General features: G+C 63.1%; 14 protein-coding genes. 13 read left to right on the plus strand and 1 reads right to left on the minus strand.

Features of this window, described 5'->3' with window-relative positions; all coding sequences use genetic code 11:
• Positions 1 to 154: 154 nt before the first annotated feature.
• The 7 genes from AC1D08_RS16545 to phoB all read left to right on the plus strand — a co-directional run bounded on the left by AC1D08_RS16545 (position 155) and on the right by phoB (position 10,430).
• Complete coding sequence (locus tag AC1D08_RS16545) at positions 155 to 4,711, plus strand: PAS domain-containing protein (protein WP_477423696.1); 4,557 nt, start codon at positions 155 to 157, stop codon at positions 4,709 to 4,711.
• A 512-nt stretch (positions 4,712 to 5,223) separates the two neighbouring features.
• Positions 5,224 to 6,279 carry a phosphate ABC transporter substrate-binding protein PstS gene (gene pstS, locus AC1D08_RS16550; protein WP_457151634.1) on the plus strand — a complete coding sequence of 352 codons (1,056 nt, stop codon included), beginning with the start codon at positions 5,224 to 5,226 and terminating at the stop codon, positions 6,277 to 6,279.
• 67 nt (positions 6,280 to 6,346) lie between these two features.
• Positions 6,347 to 7,330, plus strand: coding sequence for a phosphate ABC transporter permease subunit PstC (pstC, locus tag AC1D08_RS16555; protein WP_457151633.1), 984 nt, complete (start codon positions 6,347 to 6,349; stop codon positions 7,328 to 7,330).
• Positions 7,331 to 7,333: 3 nt separating this feature from the next.
• Complete coding sequence (gene pstA, locus AC1D08_RS16560; RefSeq protein WP_477423566.1) at positions 7,334 to 8,185, plus strand: phosphate ABC transporter permease PstA; 852 nt, start codon at positions 7,334 to 7,336, stop codon at positions 8,183 to 8,185.
• Positions 8,182 to 8,988, plus strand: coding sequence for a phosphate ABC transporter ATP-binding protein PstB (pstB, locus tag AC1D08_RS16565; RefSeq protein WP_095089320.1), 807 nt, complete (start codon positions 8,182 to 8,184; stop codon positions 8,986 to 8,988). Before pstA ends, pstB begins: the two co-directional genes overlap by 4 nt.
• 25 nt (positions 8,989 to 9,013) lie before the next feature.
• Positions 9,014 to 9,721 carry a phosphate signaling complex protein PhoU gene (gene phoU / locus AC1D08_RS16570; protein ID WP_095089319.1) on the plus strand — a complete coding sequence of 236 codons (708 nt, stop codon included), beginning with the start codon at positions 9,014 to 9,016 and terminating at the stop codon, positions 9,719 to 9,721.
• 19 nt (positions 9,722 to 9,740) lie between these two features.
• A complete protein-coding gene (phoB, locus tag AC1D08_RS16575; RefSeq protein ID WP_010911896.1) occupies positions 9,741 to 10,430 on the plus strand; it encodes a phosphate regulon transcriptional regulator PhoB in 690 nt (229 codons plus the stop codon).
• 154 nt (positions 10,431 to 10,584) lie between these two features.
• On the opposite strand, the gene AC1D08_RS16580 is transcribed toward phoB, so the two are convergent.
• Positions 10,585 to 11,832 carry an ROK family protein gene (locus tag AC1D08_RS16580; RefSeq protein WP_457151631.1) on the minus strand — a complete coding sequence of 416 codons (1,248 nt, stop codon included), beginning with the start codon at positions 11,830 to 11,832 and terminating at the stop codon, positions 10,585 to 10,587.
• 355 nt (positions 11,833 to 12,187) lie between these two features.
• Between AC1D08_RS16580 and xylF the strand changes: the two genes are divergently transcribed.
• The 6 genes from xylF to AC1D08_RS16610 all read left to right on the plus strand — a co-directional run bounded on the left by xylF (position 12,188) and on the right by AC1D08_RS16610 (position 17,206).
• Positions 12,188 to 13,228: a D-xylose ABC transporter substrate-binding protein gene (gene xylF, locus AC1D08_RS16585; RefSeq protein ID WP_457151630.1), complete on the plus strand. Its 1,041-nt coding sequence runs from the start codon at positions 12,188 to 12,190 to the stop codon at positions 13,226 to 13,228.
• Between the two features lie 149 nt (positions 13,229 to 13,377).
• Positions 13,378 to 14,709: a sugar ABC transporter permease gene (locus AC1D08_RS16590; protein ID WP_457151629.1), complete on the plus strand. Its 1,332-nt coding sequence runs from the start codon at positions 13,378 to 13,380 to the stop codon at positions 14,707 to 14,709.
• 15 nt (positions 14,710 to 14,724) lie between these two features.
• Entirely contained in the window at positions 14,725 to 15,525 is an 801-nt protein-coding gene (locus AC1D08_RS16595; RefSeq protein ID WP_457151628.1) for an ATP-binding cassette domain-containing protein, read from the plus strand.
• Positions 15,526 to 15,621: 96 nt separating this feature from the next.
• Positions 15,622 to 15,930, plus strand: a complete 309-nt coding sequence (locus tag AC1D08_RS16600) for a putative quinol monooxygenase (protein ID WP_457151627.1) — start codon at positions 15,622 to 15,624, stop codon at positions 15,928 to 15,930.
• 34 nt (positions 15,931 to 15,964) lie between these two features.
• Positions 15,965 to 16,279 carry an EthD family reductase gene (locus AC1D08_RS16605; RefSeq protein WP_457151626.1) on the plus strand — a complete coding sequence of 105 codons (315 nt, stop codon included), beginning with the start codon at positions 15,965 to 15,967 and terminating at the stop codon, positions 16,277 to 16,279.
• 69 nt (positions 16,280 to 16,348) lie between these two features.
• Positions 16,349 to 17,206, plus strand: a complete 858-nt coding sequence (locus AC1D08_RS16610; protein WP_457151625.1) for a sigma-70 family RNA polymerase sigma factor — start codon at positions 16,349 to 16,351, stop codon at positions 17,204 to 17,206.
• Positions 17,207 to 17,309: the final 103 nt, after the last annotated feature.

Here is a 17,309-nt window from a genome sequence, read left to right on the forward strand (position 1 = left end):
TCAATCCTGCCGGCAAGCCGGCGGAACAACGCAGGCCGTGTCGACCGAAATATCTAACCGCCCGTTAAGGTTAGCGGATCGTTAATGCTTGTCGGGCACATTCCGGCGACGAACCGCGGGGGAGGGTTCGGCCTTGGTTTTCGGGTGGGACGGCATGGCGGAAGCGGACGACACAATTGGCGCGCGCGGCAAGCGCGGGCCTCGCAAATCGGCAGCGCATGGCGACGCTGCATTACCGTCCCCTGCGGGCAGGGATTCGACCGACACGCTTCGCCAGCTGGTCGAAGCCGGTTCGGACTGGGTCTGGGAGACCGACGCCGAATTGCGCTTCTCCTGGCTGTCGCAAAACTACCAGGCAGCCACCGGCATCGATCCGGCTGATGTGCTTGGCCGGTTCCGCTTCGACTTCCTCGACCAGGTGAACGGCGACCGCAGCGGTGCCGCGCATCTGGCGGATCTGCAGGCGCATCGGCCGTTTCGCGACTTCGTGCATGAGCTGAAAGGCGGCCGCGCCGATTGCCGCTGGATCTTGACGTCGGGCTTTCCAAGGTTCGATGGCGAGGGAGGATTTGCCGGTTATCGCGGCATTGGCCGCAACGTCACGGCGCTGGCCGGCGCCTTCGGGGCCCTGGAGCAGAAGCCTGCGGCGGATAGCGAACCCGTCCAGCATCTTGCCGATCTCGAGCGGACGATGGACGCCATGCACATGGGCGTCGTGCTTCTGGACGCGAGGCTTGATACGCTGATCGTCAACAAGGCCTATCGCGACCTCTCCAGGATCCCGGACGGTGCCGTGACCGTCGGCGCCCCGTTCAGCCTGTTGATGGAACTCAACCGCCGCAACGGCATCTATGGCGATATCGACGAACAGCAATGGCAGCGCTACCTCGCCACCCGGCTCGAGGAGATCCGCGCCGGCTCCGTTGCGCCACGCGAGTTCCCTCATGCCGACGGCAGGACCATGATGTTCTCGGTCACTGCCCTGTCCGGCGGCAAGCGCCTGCTGACCTACTACGACATAACCGATCTGAAGCTTCGCGACGCCGAAGTCGAGAACGCCAATGCCAGGACCGCGGAGACCTTCGCCAACCTTCGCGCCATGGTCGACCAGATGCCGATCGGTGTCCTCGTCCTCGATGCCGATTTGCGCGCCGAAGTCATCAACCGTGCCTTCTACGATTTCTGGCAGATCGACGCCCGGCGCGCCGAGATCGGCTGCAGCTTCCGCGAGCTGATGGACGCCAGCCGCGACGTCGACCCGTATGGTACCGACGAGGCGACATGGCAGCGGCACATCGCCGATCGCGAGGCGGAAATCAGGGCCGGCACCGCCGGATCGCGACAGTTCCCGCGCAATGACGGCCGCACGCTGATCTCGTCGATGGCGCCGCTGGCCGGCGTCAAGCGGCTGATCTCCTATGTCGACGTCACCGACATGAAGGATCGCGAGGCCGAACTTGCCGACGCGCTGGAGAAAGCGCGGCTGGGGGAAGCGGTGATCAACGCCGTCAAGGATCCGATCTTCGTCAAGGACGACCAGTTGCGGTTTGTGTTCGTCAACGAGGCGTTCGCCGCCTTGTTTGGCCAGACGCCGCAAGCCATGCTTGGCAAGCCCGGCGGCGATTTCGTCTCAGGCAGCAATGTCGCGCTTTTCGAACAGAGCGAACGGGACGTGCTTGCCAGCGGGCGTGCCTACGAAGTCGAAGAAAATTTCGAGGCCGATGGCGCCAGCCGCTCGCGGATCGTCAGGAAGAGCCGCGTCGGCATGGCCAGCGGCCGCAACTACGTCGCCGGCTTCCTGTTCGACATTTCCGACATGAAGCGCCGCGAGACCGAGGCCGAAGATGCGCGCAAGCATCTCGCCAGCGTGCTGGAATCCCTGCCGGCGGCCGTCATCATCTACGATCGCGACGACAAGTTCGTTTTCGCCAACCGCAAGATCCAGGACACGCTGCCGGCTTTGAGACCGGTATGGCAGCCCGGCTGCACACTCCGCGAGGCGCTGGCTCTCGGCCGTTCGAACGGCTATTTCCGCAACAGCGGCGACCCGCAAGTCGACACGCTCTACGACGGCGACACCGATCTCTGGCTGGACGCGATCCTTGCCCGCTATCGCCTGTCCAGTTCCTCGTTCGAACGTCACAACCCAGACGGCCGCTGGTATCAGGTCTACGACATGCGGACCGACGATGGCACGTTCATCGGCGTTCGCGTCGACATCTCCGAGATCAAGAGCCGCGAGAAGGCGCTGCGCGACTCGATGCGCCAGATCGATCTGTTCCGCCACGTGCTGGACGAACTGCCGGTGGCTGCCTTCATCAAGGCGCAGGACCTGAGCATCGAGTTCGTCAACAAGGCCTGGTGCGCGATAACAGGTCTCGCCAAGGAAGAGGTCATCGGCCGCACCGACCGCCAGCTGTTCGGTGGGCAGGATGGCGATAGCTACAGCCATGACGACACCGAGGTGGCCGTGACGGGCGCCGTCAAGGAGGTCGAGGAACCCGTCACCCATCGCGACGGCACGGTCCGGCAATTGATGACGCGCAAGAGCCGCCTGGTGGCGCTGGACGGATCGGTGCATCTGGTCGGTTCGAGCACCGACATCACCGAGGTGAAGGCGCGCGAGCGCGCGCTGGAAGAGAGCATGCGCGAGAACGAGGTGTTCCGCAGCCTGATCGACAACGTGCCGGTGTCGATCTACGCCAAGCGCTCCGATCTCAGGCAGTTCTATGTCAACAAGGGCTGGTGCGACCTGACCGGCTTCGTCAAGGAAGAGGCGATCGGCAAGACCGACATCGAGATCTTCGGGCCGGACGGCGAAGCCTTTGTCGGCAGCGACCTTGCGGTGCTGCGCACCGGTGAAACCCAGGAGGTCGAAGAGACTGTGACGTTGGCCGACGGCAGCGTCAGGCATCAGTTCGCCCGCAAGGGCGCGATGATCGCCTCCGACGGTTCGCTCTACCTGATCGGATCGACCACCGACATCACCGAATTGAAGACGCGCGAGGCCGAACTGCGCGAGGCACGGCAGCGCGCCGTACTCGCCGACCGCGCCAAGTCGGAATTCCTCGCCAATATGAGCCACGAGATCCGCACGCCGATGAACGGCGTGCTCGGCATGGCCGAACTGCTGGCCAAATCGGACCTCAACTCGAAACAGAAGACGTTCACCGACATCATCGTCAAATCGGGCAACGCGCTGCTCACCATCATCAACGACATCCTGGATTTCTCCAAGATCGACGCCGGCCAGCTGGTGCTCGATCCGGCGCCGTTCAACCTTGCCGAGGCGATCGAGGATGTGGCGACGCTGGTGTCGACACGCGCCAAGGAGAAGGATCTCGAGCTCATCGTGCGCATCGAGCCTCGTCTCGAGAGCCTGTTCGTGGGCGATGTCGGCCGCATCAGGCAGATCGTCACCAACCTGCTCGGCAACGCGGTGAAGTTCACCGATGAAGGCCATGTGCTGGTCGATGTCACCGGCGAAAGAGTTCCGACCGGGACGAAACTGACGATCTCGGTCACCGATACCGGCATAGGTATCCCCGAGGAAAAGCTGAAACTCGTGTTCGAGAAATTCAGCCAGGTCGACACCTCGTCGACGAGGCGGCACGAGGGAACCGGCCTTGGCCTTGCCATCACCTCGCGGCTCGTCGAGCTGATGGGCGGCGACATCGGTGTCGAGAGCGCCGAGGGCAAGGGCTCGACCTTCTGGTTCACCGTCACGCTGCCGAGGGCCGGACAGCAGAACGGGCAACGCATCACGCCTGTCGACGTGACCGGCGCGCGCGTGTTGATCGTCGACGACAATGCCGTCAACCGGGCCATCCTCACGGAACAGATGACATCGTGGACGTTCGATTCCTGCGCGGCCGAAAGCGGCGCCGAGGGTCTCAAGGTGCTGATCGCGGCCGCCGCCTATGGCGTGCCGGTCGACTGCGTCGTGCTCGATTACCAGATGCCGGGCATGAGCGGCGCCGAAATGGCGCGGATCGTGCGCAACACCGCCGGCCTTGCCGGCACGCCGATCATCATGCTGACCTCGGTCGACCAGTCGCTCGCCAACACCAGCTATCGCGATCTCGGCATCGATGCGCAGCTGATCAAGCCGGCGCGGTCATCGGTGCTGTTGGAAACGCTGGTTGCGACGATCCAGCGACATCGCCACAACACGGCCGACGCCCAGCCGCCGGCAGCCGACATTCCTCCAGGCAAGGTTGTGCGGCCACCGCCGTCGGCGGCGTCGGAACAACGGGCGCTGCTGCAGCCGCCTTTGGTTCGCCCCCGGCCGCCCGCGACGGCCGGCGGCGACAGGCTGGATATCCTGGTGGCCGAGGACAATGAGGTGAACCAGATGGTGTTCACCCAGATTCTCGGCGAGACCGGCTATGGTTTCGAGATCGTCGGCAATGGCCGCAAGGCGCTCGACGCCTTCGGCCGGCTCAATCCGTGCATGATCCTGATGGATGTCTCGATGCCGGAGATGAACGGGCTCGAAGCCACCGCCGCCATTCGCCGGCTGGAGGAAGAAACCGGCACGCATGTGCCGATCGTGGGCGTCACCGCTCATGCGCTGAAGGGCGATCGCGAACGCTGCCTGGAGGCCGGCATGGACGACTACCTGCCCAAGCCGATCAGCCCAAGGGCCCTGCTCGAGAAGGTCGAGCGCTGGGTCGGCGCCAGCCGCCAGGCTCAGCGCAACGCCGGGTAAGGCCGGCGTTGCATCCGGCTTGCCTCAGCGGGGACTCGGCGGAGATTCGCGACCCCCCGCTGAGGCAAGACTATGGCGCGATCGCACCATATCCAAGGCGACGCCCAGTCGAGACAATGGCCACATTCAAATTCCGCTCTCCAGTTACGGGCGGGAGCAGCGACCGCCGGCATGAGACAGCGTCAACCTACCCCAACGGACCTGTTTTCGGCGATGGCCCGGCCACGACAAATGGCTGAGAGCAACGCGTTCCCGTCCGGATTTTCTTTGCCGAGGCGTCGATCGCGAAACCGCGGGTCGCTCTCGGTGTGAAACGGCGCAAGTGCCTGATTCCGGGCACAAAGCCGGTTTCCGCAGCAAGCGCCGGCCGGCCGGCATTTTCCCCGCCCTGATGACGCGTTACCGGGGTGACATGAAACTGTCATGCGACTGTTATAATCGAAGGCTATTGGCCTCAGCGGGCGCCGAGAGGATGGCGCCGAGAGACCATCTTCCGAACAGGAGCAGGCCACATGAGACATTTCATCCGCTCAGCGGTCGTTGCGATTGCAATGGCCACAGCGTCTACCTTCACCCTTTCTGCAGCCATGGCCGCGGACCTTTCCGGCGCCGGCTCGACCTTCATCTATCCGGTGTTCGCCAAGTGGGCCGACACCTACAAGAAAGACACCGGCGTCGGCCTCAACTACCAGTCGATCGGTTCGGGCGGCGGCATCAAGCAGGTCATCGCCAAGACCGTGACCTTCGGCGCCACCGACAAGCCGATGTCAGATGCCGATCTGGAAAAGAACGGCCTCGTGCAGTTCCCGATGGTGATGGGCGGCATCGTGCCGATCGTCAACCTGACGGGCGTCAAGCCGGGCGAACTCATCCTTGACGGCAAGACGATCGCGCAGATCTACCTTGGCGCCATCACCACCTGGGACGACGCCGCGATCAAGGCGCTGAACCCGACCCTGACCCTGCCGTCGACGGCGATCGCCGTCGTCCACCGTTCGGACGGCTCGGGCACGACCTTCAACTTCACCAACTATCTGGTCAAGCTGTCCCCCGACTGGAAGGACAAGGTTGGTTCGGACACCGCCGTCGAATGGCCGACCGGCGTCGGCGCCAAGGGCAGCGAAGGCGTTGCCAACACCGTCAAGCAGACCGACGGCGGCATCGGCTACGTCGAGTATGCCTACGCCAAGCAGAACAACCTGTCGTACTCCAAGATGTTGAATGCCGCGGGCAAGGTCGTCGAGCCGTCGCTCGAATCCTTCGGCTCGGCTGCTTCGAATGCCGACTTCAAGGGCGCGAAGAACTTCAACGTCATCATCACCAACGAACCCGGCGATACCACCTGGCCGATCGCTGCTTCGACCTGGGTGCTGATCCACAAGTCCCCCGACGATGCTGCCGCGACCGGCGAAGCGCTGAAGTTCTTTGCCTGGGCCTACAAGGACGGCAAGGAAACCGCCAAGGGTCTCGACTACGTCTCGATCCCCGACAGCGTCGTCGACCTGATCAAGGCTTCGTGGAAGGCCGACATCCAGGCTGACGGCAAGCCCGTCTACGTCGGCGAATAACGTCCCTTGGAAGGAGCGCCGCGCCGCGGCGCTCCTTTTCCCTTAACTCAAAAAAGCCGAGCTTCACATGAGTGGTGTCCAGGAAGCCTTGCCAGCCATTCGAGGTTCGCGCGACGCGACTGTCAGACGTTTCGCGCTGACCGACGCGATCTTCCACGGAATGACCCGTGCCGCAGCCATACTGGTGCTGGTCTTGCTCGGCGGTGTTGCGATCTCGCTGTTTGCCGGGTCCTGGCAAGCCCTGTCGACCTTCGGCTTCTCCTTCCTGACTAGCGAAAGCTGGAATCCGGTGACCGAGAAATTCGGCGCGCTGGCGCCGATCTATGGCACCATCATCACGTCCGCCATCGCCATCCTGATTGCCGTGCCGCTCGGCATCGGCATCGCCATCTTTCTCACCGAGCTTTGCCCGCGCCCGCTGCGGCGTCCGATCGGCATGGCGGTTGAGCTGCTCGCCGGCATCCCCTCGATTATCTACGGCATCTGGGGCCTGTTCGTGCTGGCGCCCTTCCTGCAGACGACCGTGCAGCCCTTCATCATCAACGTGTTCCATGGCATTCCCGGCCTCAACAGCCTGTTTGCCGGTCCGCCCTACGGCATCGGCCTTTTGACGTCGTCGCTGATCCTTGCCATCATGGTGCTGCCGTTCATCACCTCGATCACCAAGGACGTCTTCGACACGGTGCCGCCGGTGCTGAAAGAGTCCGCCTACGGCATCGGCTGCACGACCTGGGAAGTGACCCGCCGCGTGGTCATTCCCTACACAAGGATCGGCATCATGGGCGGCGTCATGCTCGGCCTCGGCCGCGCGCTCGGCGAAACCATGGCAGTGACCTTCGTCATCGGCAACGCGCACCGCATCAGCACCTCGCTGTTCGCGCCGGCAACGACGATCTCCGCGACCATCGCCAACGAATTCACCGAAGCCGTCGGCGATCTCTACACCTCTTCGCTGGTGGCGCTCGGCCTGATCCTGTTCGTCATCACCTTCCTGATCCTCGCCATCGCACGCTACATGCTGATGCGCATTGACGCCCGCACGGGAGCCTGACCGATGTCGACAGCCACATCGCTTCATCAGAGCCGCAAGAGGAAGAATTCCGTGATGATGACGCTGTGCGTCGCCGCCGCGGGCATCGGACTTGCCTGGCTGGCGCTCATCCTCGGCGCGCTGCTCTACAAGGGCCTGTCCGGCGTCAATCTTGCGGTGTTCACGCAAATGACGCCGCCGCCCGGCGATGCCGGCGGCCTGCTTAACGCCATCTACGGCAGCATCGTGATGACCATTATCGGCGTCGTCGTCGGTACACCGATCGGCGTGCTGGCAGGCACCTACATGGCCGAATACGGACGCTTTTCGAAGCTCACCACCGTGGTGCGCTTCATCAACGACATCCTTTTGTCGGCGCCCTCGATCATCATCGGCCTTTTCGTCTACGAACTGATGGTCCGGCCGATGGGGCATTTCTCGGCGATCGCCGGCGCTGTCGCGCTTGCTATCCTGGTCATCCCGGTCGTCGTTCGCACCACCGAGGACATGCTCAACCTGGTGCCGAACGCGTTGCGCGAGGCCGGCACCGCGATCGGCGCGCCGCGCTGGGTGGTCATCAAGTCGGTCGCTTACCGCGCCGCCCTTTCCGGCATCGTCACCGGCATATTGCTGTCGATCGCCCGTATCTCCGGCGAGACGGCGCCACTACTCTTTACGGCGCTCAACAACCAGTTCTGGTCGAGCAATCTCAACGCGCCGATGGCCAGCCTGCCTGTGACCATCTTCCAGTTCGCTCTCAGCCCTTACGAGGAATGGCAGCAACTGGCCTGGACCGGTGCACTCATCATCACATTGACGGTTCTCGCGCTCAGCATCTTTGCTCGCAGCCTGACCGGACGCAGAGAGGACAAATGAGCCAGATGTTGTCTCCAGACATGACGATCGCCGCCGAGGCAATTGCCGGCAAGGCCAAGATCGAGGTCAAGAACCTCAACTTCTACTACGGCCAGAGCAAGGCGCTGAAGGACATCACGCTGTCGCTGCCCGAGCGCAGCGTCACCGCCTTCATCGGACCTTCGGGCTGCGGGAAGTCGACGCTGCTGCGCGTCTTCAACCGCATCTACGAGCTCTATCCCAAGCAGACCGCCGAGGGCCAGGTGCTGCTCGACGGCCAGAACGTTCTCGACCGCTCGCAGGACCTTAACCTGCTGCGGACCAAGATCGGGATGGTGTTTCAGAAGCCAACGCCGTTCCCGATGTCGATCTATGAAAACATCGCCTTCGGCGTCAGGCTCTACGAGAAGATCAGCAAGTCCGAGATGGACGGCCGTGTCGAGCAGGCGCTGAAGCGCGCCGCACTGTGGACCGAAGTCAAGGACAAGCTCAACGCCAGCGGCCTCAGCCTCTCCGGCGGCCAGCAGCAGCGACTCTGCATCGCCCGCACCGTGGCGGTGAAGCCGGAAGTCATCCTGCTCGACGAGCCGGCCTCTGCGCTTGACCCGCTGTCGACCGCCAAGATCGAAGAGCTGATCGACGAGTTGCAAGCCGACTACACGATCGTCATCGTCACCCACAACATGCAGCAGGCGGCGCGCGTGTCGAAGCAGACGGCCTTCATGTATCTGGGCGAACTGGTCGAGTTCGACCGCACCGAGAAGATCTTCACGTCGCCCCGCGAGAAGCGCACGCAGGACTACATCACCGGCCGCTTCGGCTGAGCTCAGGCATACGAGGACTAAGATCATGGGCGAACACACAGTCGCTTCTTTCGACGAGGATCTCGGACAGATCAGCAGGCTGATCCGCGACATGGGCGACCTCGCCGGCTCGATGGTCGGCGGCGCCACCAAGGCGCTGTTGAATTCCGACAACGCCCTGGCGCAGCGCGTCGTCTCCGACGATGCGATCATGGACGCGCGCCAGCGCGAGCTCGACGACCGCGCCATCACACTGATCGCCAAGCGTCAGCCGATGGCCGACGATCTGCGTCATGTCGTCGGTTCGATCCGCATGGCCGGCGACCTCGAGCGCATTGGCGACCTTGCCAAGAACATCGCCAAGCGCGTCGGCACCGTCGGCCTCAGCGTCACCCCGCGCGACCTGTCGCACTCCATCGACGCAATGGCGCAGCTGGTGCTGATCCAGGTGCAGGGCGTCATCGAGGAATATACGGCGCGCGACGCCGCGGCGCTGGCGAAGCTGCGCGCCGACGACGAGCGCATCGACGTCAAGTACACCTCGGTGTTCCGCGAACTCCTGACCTACATGATGGAAGACCCGCGCAACATCACCGCCTGCACGCATCTTTTGTTCTGCGCCAAGAACCTCGAACGCATCGGCGATCACGTCACCAACATCGCGGAAAATGCGTATTATGTTTTGACCGGTACGCAGCTGCCCGCCAATCGTCCGAAGCAGGACGAGACGGCGATGTCCGCGCCGGCGGCATGACGGCAGGGGTGACCAGTCGATGATCGCGCCACGCATCATGGTGGTGGAGGACGAGGAGCCGCTTGGCGTGCTCCTGCGCTACAATCTCGAGTCCGAGGGATACCAGGTCGAGGTGGTGACGCGCGGCGACGAGGCCGAAATCCGCCTCCAGGAAAACGTGCCTGACCTGCTGGTGCTCGACTGGATGGTGCCAGCAGTGTCCGGCATCGAACTCTGTCGCCGGCTAAGAATGCGTCCCGAGACCGAGCGGCTGCCGATCATCATGCTGACCGCGCGTGGCGAGGAAAGCGATCGTGTGCGCGGCCTCTCGACCGGCGCCGACGACTATCTGGTCAAGCCGTTCTCGACGCCCGAGTTCATGGCTAGGGTCAAGGCGCTGTTGCGCCGCGCCAAGCCGGAAGTGCTGTCCAGCGTGCTCAAGGTCGGCGACATCGTGCTCGATCGTGAATCGCACAGGGTCTATCGCAAGAAGAGCGAGATCCGGCTCGGACCGACCGAATTCCGCCTGCTCGAATTCATGATGCGCCATCCCGGCCGCGTGTTCTCGCGCAGCCAGCTGCTCGACAATGTCTGGGGCGAGACGATCTACATCGACGAACGCACGGTCGACGTGCATGTCGGCCGGCTGCGCAAGGCGGTCAACAATGGCCGCATGCCCGATGTCATCCGCACCATTCGTGGGGCGGGCTACGCAATCCGGGAAGATTAGGGATCTGCTGATATTCAGGTGATGCCGGCCTGCGAACGGCAGTCTCCTGCGCTTCCGGTACTCACGGATCCAAATGTCCGCTCCGTTCCGGTTCTCGGAACCCGCCATTCTCGACTCGGCCTAACCTGAATCTCAACGCATCCCGGCGCGTTATTCACGCAACGTTCTTGCCACCGAGGCCGGATCTCGCCTGCGTGCCGGGCGCGAAAATCTCCTGGTCTACGAAGGTCAGTGCCCGTGTGGCGCAGCCTTCGCGGATCAGTGGCAGTTCGTTCGGTTCGGTGTCGAAGGAAATCGATTGCGAATGCTGGCCGCCGGCGGTCTGGGCAATCGCCTCGCGCAATGCCGGCTCGATCAGGTCGAAGGCGGCGGCGCTGACGCCGACCATGGCGACGGGCGCCGGGTCGATCAGCGCGAACAGGCTGCCGAGACCGTAGCCGAGTGCCTCGCCGGCCTTGCGATAGGCCTCGCGCTCGGGTCCATCCCTCTCGCGGGCCGCGGTCGCCAGCGCGCGCATGTCGGCATCACTGACATCGGCGACCGGTTCCGCGTCCTCACTCATCTGCCTTGCGTTGCGCCAGATGGCGTAGTTGCCGGCATAGGCCTCGACGCAGCCGCGCCGCCCGCAGCGGCACAGCGCGCCGTGCGGCCGATGGATCATATGGCCGAACTCGCCGCCCGAGGAATGAGTGCCGGTGAACAGCTCGCCCTTCAGCACCAGGCCCATGCCGATGCCGTGCGACAACAGGATGGCGATGAAGTCGTCGCGGTAGCGCTCGGGGTCGCGCCAGCGCAACGCTATCGCCATCATATTGCAGTCGTTCTCCATGGTGGCGGGGATGCCGAACTCGTCCTCGAGTATGTCGGCGAAGGCGATATCGGTGTGCGGCGTGATCGGCGACCACAGCATGGCGCGGGCACGCGTGTCAGTGATGCCCTGGATCGCCAGCGCGATGCGGGCGACACTGCGGACGTCGAGGTCGGGGTCTTCGAGACGACGCCGTACGATGGCAACGCATTCACCGACCAGCGCGTCGCGCGACATGGTCAGCGTGTCCAGCCGGCGCTGTTCCTCGGCGATCACCTGGCCGGCATAGTCGATGACGGCGACCGAGAGGAAGTTCAGCGACAGCACCACGGTCATCACCGCCGCCGCTTCCGGATTGAGGCCGAGGCCGACCTGCGGCCGGCCCCGTTTGAGCGAGCCGGCCTCGCTCGGCTTGCTCTCAGTCAGGATGCCTTCGCCGATGAGGTCGGAGGAGATCGCCGATATGGTCGAATGGCTGAGGCCCGTGGTCGCGGCGATCTCGGTGCGGGACGGCTGTCCGGCGCGGCGCACGGCCGCAATCACCATCGCCCGGTTGCGGCGGCGCAGATCGTCGTGGCGGATTCCGACCGACATGCTTTTTCACATCCTCCCGGTCGCTGCAGCCTTTCGTGCCTCCCGAAGGCCATCAGCGAAGCCTGAAAGCGCGACGCGCTTCAGGTACTTGTTCCTGCACGTGTCGTTGCCCCAAAACCGCTGCGCACTTTTGGGGCGACATGCGCCAAGCCAAATTCTGGCAGAACCCTACCATCATGTCATTATTTATTCCGGAGCTCGAAAAAAACTCGGAGAGACGTCAAAATCCATCAGAATCGATGTTGACAGCGTTCGGGCGTTGGATCACTATTTTTTCGAGGCTCGAAAAAATAGAGCCTCTGTGCCGGCCTACGGGTCAGTTTGGTCGCGCCATACGCGGCGCAGGGAGGATATTATGAAAAAATTCACAGCCGCCATCCTGGCGGGTGTCGCCATGTCGCTGACGCTGGTGTCGGTCGCGCAGGCGAAGGACAAGGTCATCGGCGTTTCGTGGTCCAACTTCCAGGAAGAGCGTTGGAAGACCGACGAAGCGGCGATGAAGAAGGCCATCGAGGCGGCTGGTGACAAATACATTTCCGCTGATGCGCAGTCCAATCCGGGCAAGCAGCTCACCGACGTCGAGAGCCTGATTTCGCAGGGCGCCAACGCGCTGATCATCCTGGCGCAGGATGCCTCGGCCATCGGCCCGGCGGTGCAGAAGGCATTGGACGAAGGCATTCCGGTCGTCGGCTATGACCGGCTGATCGAGAACAAGAACGTGTTCTACCTGACCTTCGACAACAAGGAAGTCGGCCGCATGCAGGCCCGCGAAGTGTTCAAGGTCAAGCCGGAAGGCAACTACGTCTTCATCAAGGGCTCGGGCGCCGATCCGAATGCCGATTTCCTGTTCGCCGGCTCCATGGAAGTGCTCAAGTCAGCCATCGACAGCGGCAAGATCAAGAATGTCGGCGAAGCCTATACGGATGGCTGGCTGCCCGCCAATGCCCAGAAGAACATGGAACAGTTCCTCACCGCCAACGACAACAAGGTCGATGCCGTGGTGGCAGCCAATGACGGCACCGCCGGCGGCGTCGTCGCCGCGCTGACGGCGCAAGGGCTGGCAGGATCGGTTCCGGTGTCCGGCCAGGACGGCGACCATGCCGCACTGAACCGCGTCGCACTCGGCACACAGACCGTGTCGGTGTGGAAGGACGCACGCGAACTCGGCAAGAACGCTGCCGAAATCGCCTCGCAGCTGGCCGCTGGCACTGCCCTGGACAAGATCCCGAACGCCGTGAAGTTCACGACGCCCGGCGGCAACGAGACCAACTCGCTGTTCCTGACGCCGATCGCGATCACCAAGGACAATCTCAACGTCGTCATCGACGCCGGCTGGATCAAGAAGGACGAAGTCTGTGCAGGCGTCGCCGCCGGCACCGTCGCGGCCTGCAACTAAAACCGAACGGGATCCCGGTTCGATCTCAGCGCCGCGGCCCCTGGGCCGCGGCGTTTCTCAAGGGGCATTCCGCTTCAAATGATCGCGGAAAGCAAATAGCATCGTGTTTCCGGCATCCGCGCCAGACGGCAAACCGGTGGGAGGACTTCATGACCGACACGGCCTCTAACACGCCTGCCGCGAATACGCCCGCAGACCGGGCGCGTGCGTCCGAATTGAGCGCCGTCGGACGCTTCCTCAAGGCGACCGAACTCGATACGCGCATGCTTGGCATGGTCGGTGCGTTGCTGGTCATCTGGGTCGGCATTCATATCCTGTCGGGCGGACTTTTCCTGACGCCGCGCAATCTCTGGAACCTGTCGGTGCAGACTTCCTCGGTCGCGATCATGGCGACCGGCATGGTGCTGGTCATCGTCATGCGCAACATCGACCTTTCGGTTGGTTCCGTCGAAGGCGTGATCGGTATGATCATGGGTGTGGCGCAAGCCGAATTCCTCATTCGCGTCATCGGCTTCCAGCTTGGAAATCCCTGGCTCTGGATCATCGCACTGGTCGTCGGCGTGGTGCTCGGTCTTGTGATCGGGGCCTTCCAGGGCTTCATCATCGCCTATCTCGAAGTTCCTGCCTTCATCGTGACGCTGGGCGGCCTGTTGGTCTGGCGCGGCATGGCATGGCTGATCACCAACGGGCGCACGGTCGCGCCACTCGACGCTACATTCCAGCTGATGGGCGGCGGACCGCGAGGCTCGGTCGGCGCCACCGCCAGCTGGATCATCGGCATCGTCGCTTGCGTGGCTGTGGCTTTCGCGTTGCTCAACGGCCGGTCGCAGCGCAAACGGTTCAACTTTCCACTGCGCCCCGTGTGGGCGGAAACCTTTCTCGGTGTGGTCAGTTGCGCTGCCATCCTTGGGGCCGTCTGGATCGCCAATTCCTATCCGTGGCCAATCGGCATCGTGCGCCAGTATGCACAGCAGAACGGCATCACCATTCCCGAAGGCGGGCTGTTCATCGCCCACGGCATCGCCATACCGGTGCTGATGGCTGTCGCGGTCGGTATCGTCATGACCTTCATCACCAAGCGCACCCGTTTCGGCCGCTATGTCTTTGCCATCGGCGGCAATCCGGAGGCCGCCAATCTCGCCGGCATCAACACCCGCTGGGTAACCATGAAGGTGTTCATGATCATGGGTGTACTGGCCGCGATCAGCGCGGCGATCTCGTCGGCCCGCCTCAACGCGTCGACCAATGCGCTGGGCACGTTGGACGAGCTGCTGGTGATCGCCGCCGCCGTCATCGGCGGCACCTCGCTTGCCGGCGGCTCGGGAACGGTGCTCGGCGCCATGCTCGGCGCGTTGCTGATGCAGTCGCTGCAGTCCGGCATGGTGCTGCTCGGCATCGACTCGCCGCTGCAGAGCATCGTCGTCGGCGCCGTGCTGGTCGTCGCGGTCTGGCTCGATACCGTCTATCGCAAGCGCGTCTAGGGGAGGACAAGGATCATGGCAGACAAGACCGCTCCTACCAGCACTGCGCTGATCGACATGCGCAACATCTCGATCGCCTTTGGCGGCATCCGCGCCGTCGACGACGCCTCGATCGACCTTTTCCCCGGTGAGGTCGTGGCGCTGCTCGGACACAACGGCGCCGGCAAGTCGACGCTGATCAAGATCCTGTCCGGCGCCTACAAGCGCGACGCGGGCCATATCTTCGTCAACGGCGAGGAGGCATCGATCTCCAACCCGCGCGACGCCAAGAAATACGGCATCGAGACGATCTACCAGACGCTGGCGTTGGCCGACAATGTCGACGCCGCCGCCAATTTGTTTCTCGGCCGTGAGCTGATGACCGCCTGGGGTACGCTCGACGACGTTGCGATGGAGGCCGAGGCGCGCAAGGTGATGGGCCGGCTCAATCCCCGCTTCCAGCGCTTCAAGGAGCCGGTGATCAAGCTGTCTGGCGGTCAGCGGCAGTCGGTGGCGATCGCGCGCGCGATCCTGTTCAATGCGCGCATCCTGATCATGGACGAGCCGACGGCGGCACTTGGTCCGCAGGAAACGGCGCAGGTCGGCGAACTGGTCAAGCAGCTCAAGTCCGACGGCATCGGCATCTTCCTGATCAGCCACGACATCCACGACGTGTTCGAGCTTGCCGACCGGGTCTGCGTCATGAAGAACGGCCAGGTTGTCGGCACCGCGCGCACCACCGATGTGACCCAGGACGAGGTGCTCGGCATGATCATTCTGGGCAAATGCCCGCCTGGCGCCATTCCCGGGCCAGGCGCCCTGAAGATCGCCGCCTAGAACTCCAGCGGATCTTCCAAAAAAATCTTGCTACGTCTCGATCCGTTTCTGCCCGTCGGATCGTCCTTGGTGTGTCCAAACAGAAGGAGACATGCCATGTCCGACGAGTCCGTCATCTTGATCAATCTGCTTAAGGTCGAACCCGGGAAGCAGGATGCGCTGATCGCGCTCTTGAAGCAGAACACCGATACGGTGGTCCGCACGCTCCGCGGCTGGAAGACGACCCGGCTGATCGTGGCGCAAGACGGCGCCGGCGTCGTCATCTACTCCGAGTGGGAGACCCCCGCAGCCGTCGAGGCGATGCGCAGCGATCCGCGTATGAAAGCCTATTTCCCGAAGATATTGGAGCTGGCGAGCCTGGACTCGATCATGGGCTCGGCGGTGTTGAGCGAAACACACAAGTAAGAATGCCTCACACAAGCAACAAAGGAGAACCACAATGGCTCGGATGGTTGTGATTTACCCGACACCGGAGAACGTCGAGGCGTTTGACCGGCATTACTTCGAAATCCACGTGCCTCTCGCCAAGAAGCTTCCGGGCCTCAGGAAATACGAAGTCAGCAATGGCCCTATCGCAACGCCGGTAGGACCCTCCAATGTTCACCGGATCGGAACGCTGTATTTCGACGACCTTGCGGCGATCGAAAAGGCGTTTGCAAGCCCGGAGGGGCAGGCGGCCGGGGCGGATCGCCGCCTTTTTGCGCCTGATGACTCGGGCGTTCAAATGTTCCTTTTCGACAACAGGGAAGTTTGAACCCTCTTCCTTGTTCGTCTCGGGTAAAATGACGACGAAAGAGCGCGCAGGCGCGGTAGGTCTCGATACATGAACGCGAATGAATTCGAGGATCGTCTGAAAGCGCTGCGGCCACGCCTTCACCGCTACTGCGCGCGCATGACGGGATCGGCGGTCAATGGCGAGGACGTATTGCAGGACACCCTCGTCAAGGCCCTTCACGCGCGAGCCCAGGGCGCTGGAGTGGATAACCTCGAGGGCTGGCTGTTCCGCATCGCCCACAATGCGAGCCTCGATTTCCTGCGCGCCAAATCCCGGAACACGGTCGTCCCGCTTACCGAAGACGTCGAAGCGGCGCCCATACCTGAGGCGGACATCGTCGCGATCAGCTTTCAGACGTTTCTGCGGCTACCCGAACTTCAGCGCTGCGCGGTGATCCTCAAGGATGTTCTGGGTCATTCGGTCGACGAGATCGCAAGCATAGCAGGGTGCTCTCCGACAGCCGCAAAATCGGCGCTTCAGCGCGGGCGCGCTGCGCTGCGGCTTTTCGCACAGGCGCCCGAAGACACAAGGCTGCCGCTGATGTCCGATTCGGACCGGCGCAAGATCGCCGCTTATGTCCATCTGTTCCGGAGCGGCGATTTCGACGCAATCCGGGTCATGCTTGCCGACGACGTGAAGCTTGATCTGGTGAACCGGATCCAACTGGAGGGGCGCGACAAAATCGGCATCTATTTCACGCGCTATGCGCAAGAGACGAAATGGCGGTTCGCCCTCGGCGCTGTCGAAGGGAAGCCGGCTATGCTGGTCTTCGACAGCACCGGCCGGATGGAAAGACCTGCGCATTTTGTCCTGATCGACTGGTCGGAAAGCCGGATCATCGAGATCCGCGATTTCTTGTTCGCTCCCTATGTGCTCGAAGCCACAGATTGGGTGCGGTTGGACTAGTGTCTACGGTACCACCCTGGCCGGACGAACCGTGCCTGGCCGCTGGTTGCCGGTCATGTGATGTGCCAGCCGTCATGATGGCTTGGCCTTGCCATTGTGTTGG

This window comes from Mesorhizobium sp. P2_E6 (assembly GCF_056403835.1).

What these genes read in the sequence shown, in the direction of transcription:
- pstB (WP_095089320.1), top strand. Translation starts at nt 8,182, where the DNA reads ATGAGCCAGATGTTGTCTCCAGACATGACGATCGCCGCCGAGGCAATT.
- AC1D08_RS16610 (WP_457151625.1), top strand. Translation starts at nt 16,349, where the DNA reads ATGAACGCGAATGAATTCGAGGATCGTCTGAAAGCGCTGCGGCCACGC.
- phoB (WP_010911896.1), top strand. Translation starts at nt 9,741, where the DNA reads ATGATCGCGCCACGCATCATGGTGGTGGAGGACGAGGAGCCGCTTGGC.
- phoU (WP_095089319.1), top strand. Translation starts at nt 9,014, where the DNA reads ATGGGCGAACACACAGTCGCTTCTTTCGACGAGGATCTCGGACAGATC.
- xylF (WP_457151630.1), top strand. Translation starts at nt 12,188, where the DNA reads ATGAAAAAATTCACAGCCGCCATCCTGGCGGGTGTCGCCATGTCGCTG.
- pstS (WP_457151634.1), top strand. Translation starts at nt 5,224, where the DNA reads ATGAGACATTTCATCCGCTCAGCGGTCGTTGCGATTGCAATGGCCACA.
- AC1D08_RS16595 (WP_457151628.1), top strand. Translation starts at nt 14,725, where the DNA reads ATGGCAGACAAGACCGCTCCTACCAGCACTGCGCTGATCGACATGCGC.
- pstA (WP_477423566.1), top strand. Translation starts at nt 7,334, where the DNA reads ATGTCGACAGCCACATCGCTTCATCAGAGCCGCAAGAGGAAGAATTCC.
- pstC (WP_457151633.1), top strand. Translation starts at nt 6,347, where the DNA reads ATGAGTGGTGTCCAGGAAGCCTTGCCAGCCATTCGAGGTTCGCGCGAC.
- AC1D08_RS16545 (WP_477423696.1), top strand. Translation starts at nt 155, where the DNA reads ATGGCGGAAGCGGACGACACAATTGGCGCGCGCGGCAAGCGCGGGCCT.
- AC1D08_RS16590 (WP_457151629.1), top strand. Translation starts at nt 13,378, where the DNA reads ATGACCGACACGGCCTCTAACACGCCTGCCGCGAATACGCCCGCAGAC.
- AC1D08_RS16605 (WP_457151626.1), top strand. Translation starts at nt 15,965, where the DNA reads ATGGCTCGGATGGTTGTGATTTACCCGACACCGGAGAACGTCGAGGCG.
- AC1D08_RS16600 (WP_457151627.1), top strand. Translation starts at nt 15,622, where the DNA reads ATGTCCGACGAGTCCGTCATCTTGATCAATCTGCTTAAGGTCGAACCC.
- AC1D08_RS16580 (WP_457151631.1), bottom strand. Translation starts at nt 11,832, where the DNA reads ATGTCGGTCGGAATCCGCCACGACGATCTGCGCCGCCGCAACCGGGCG.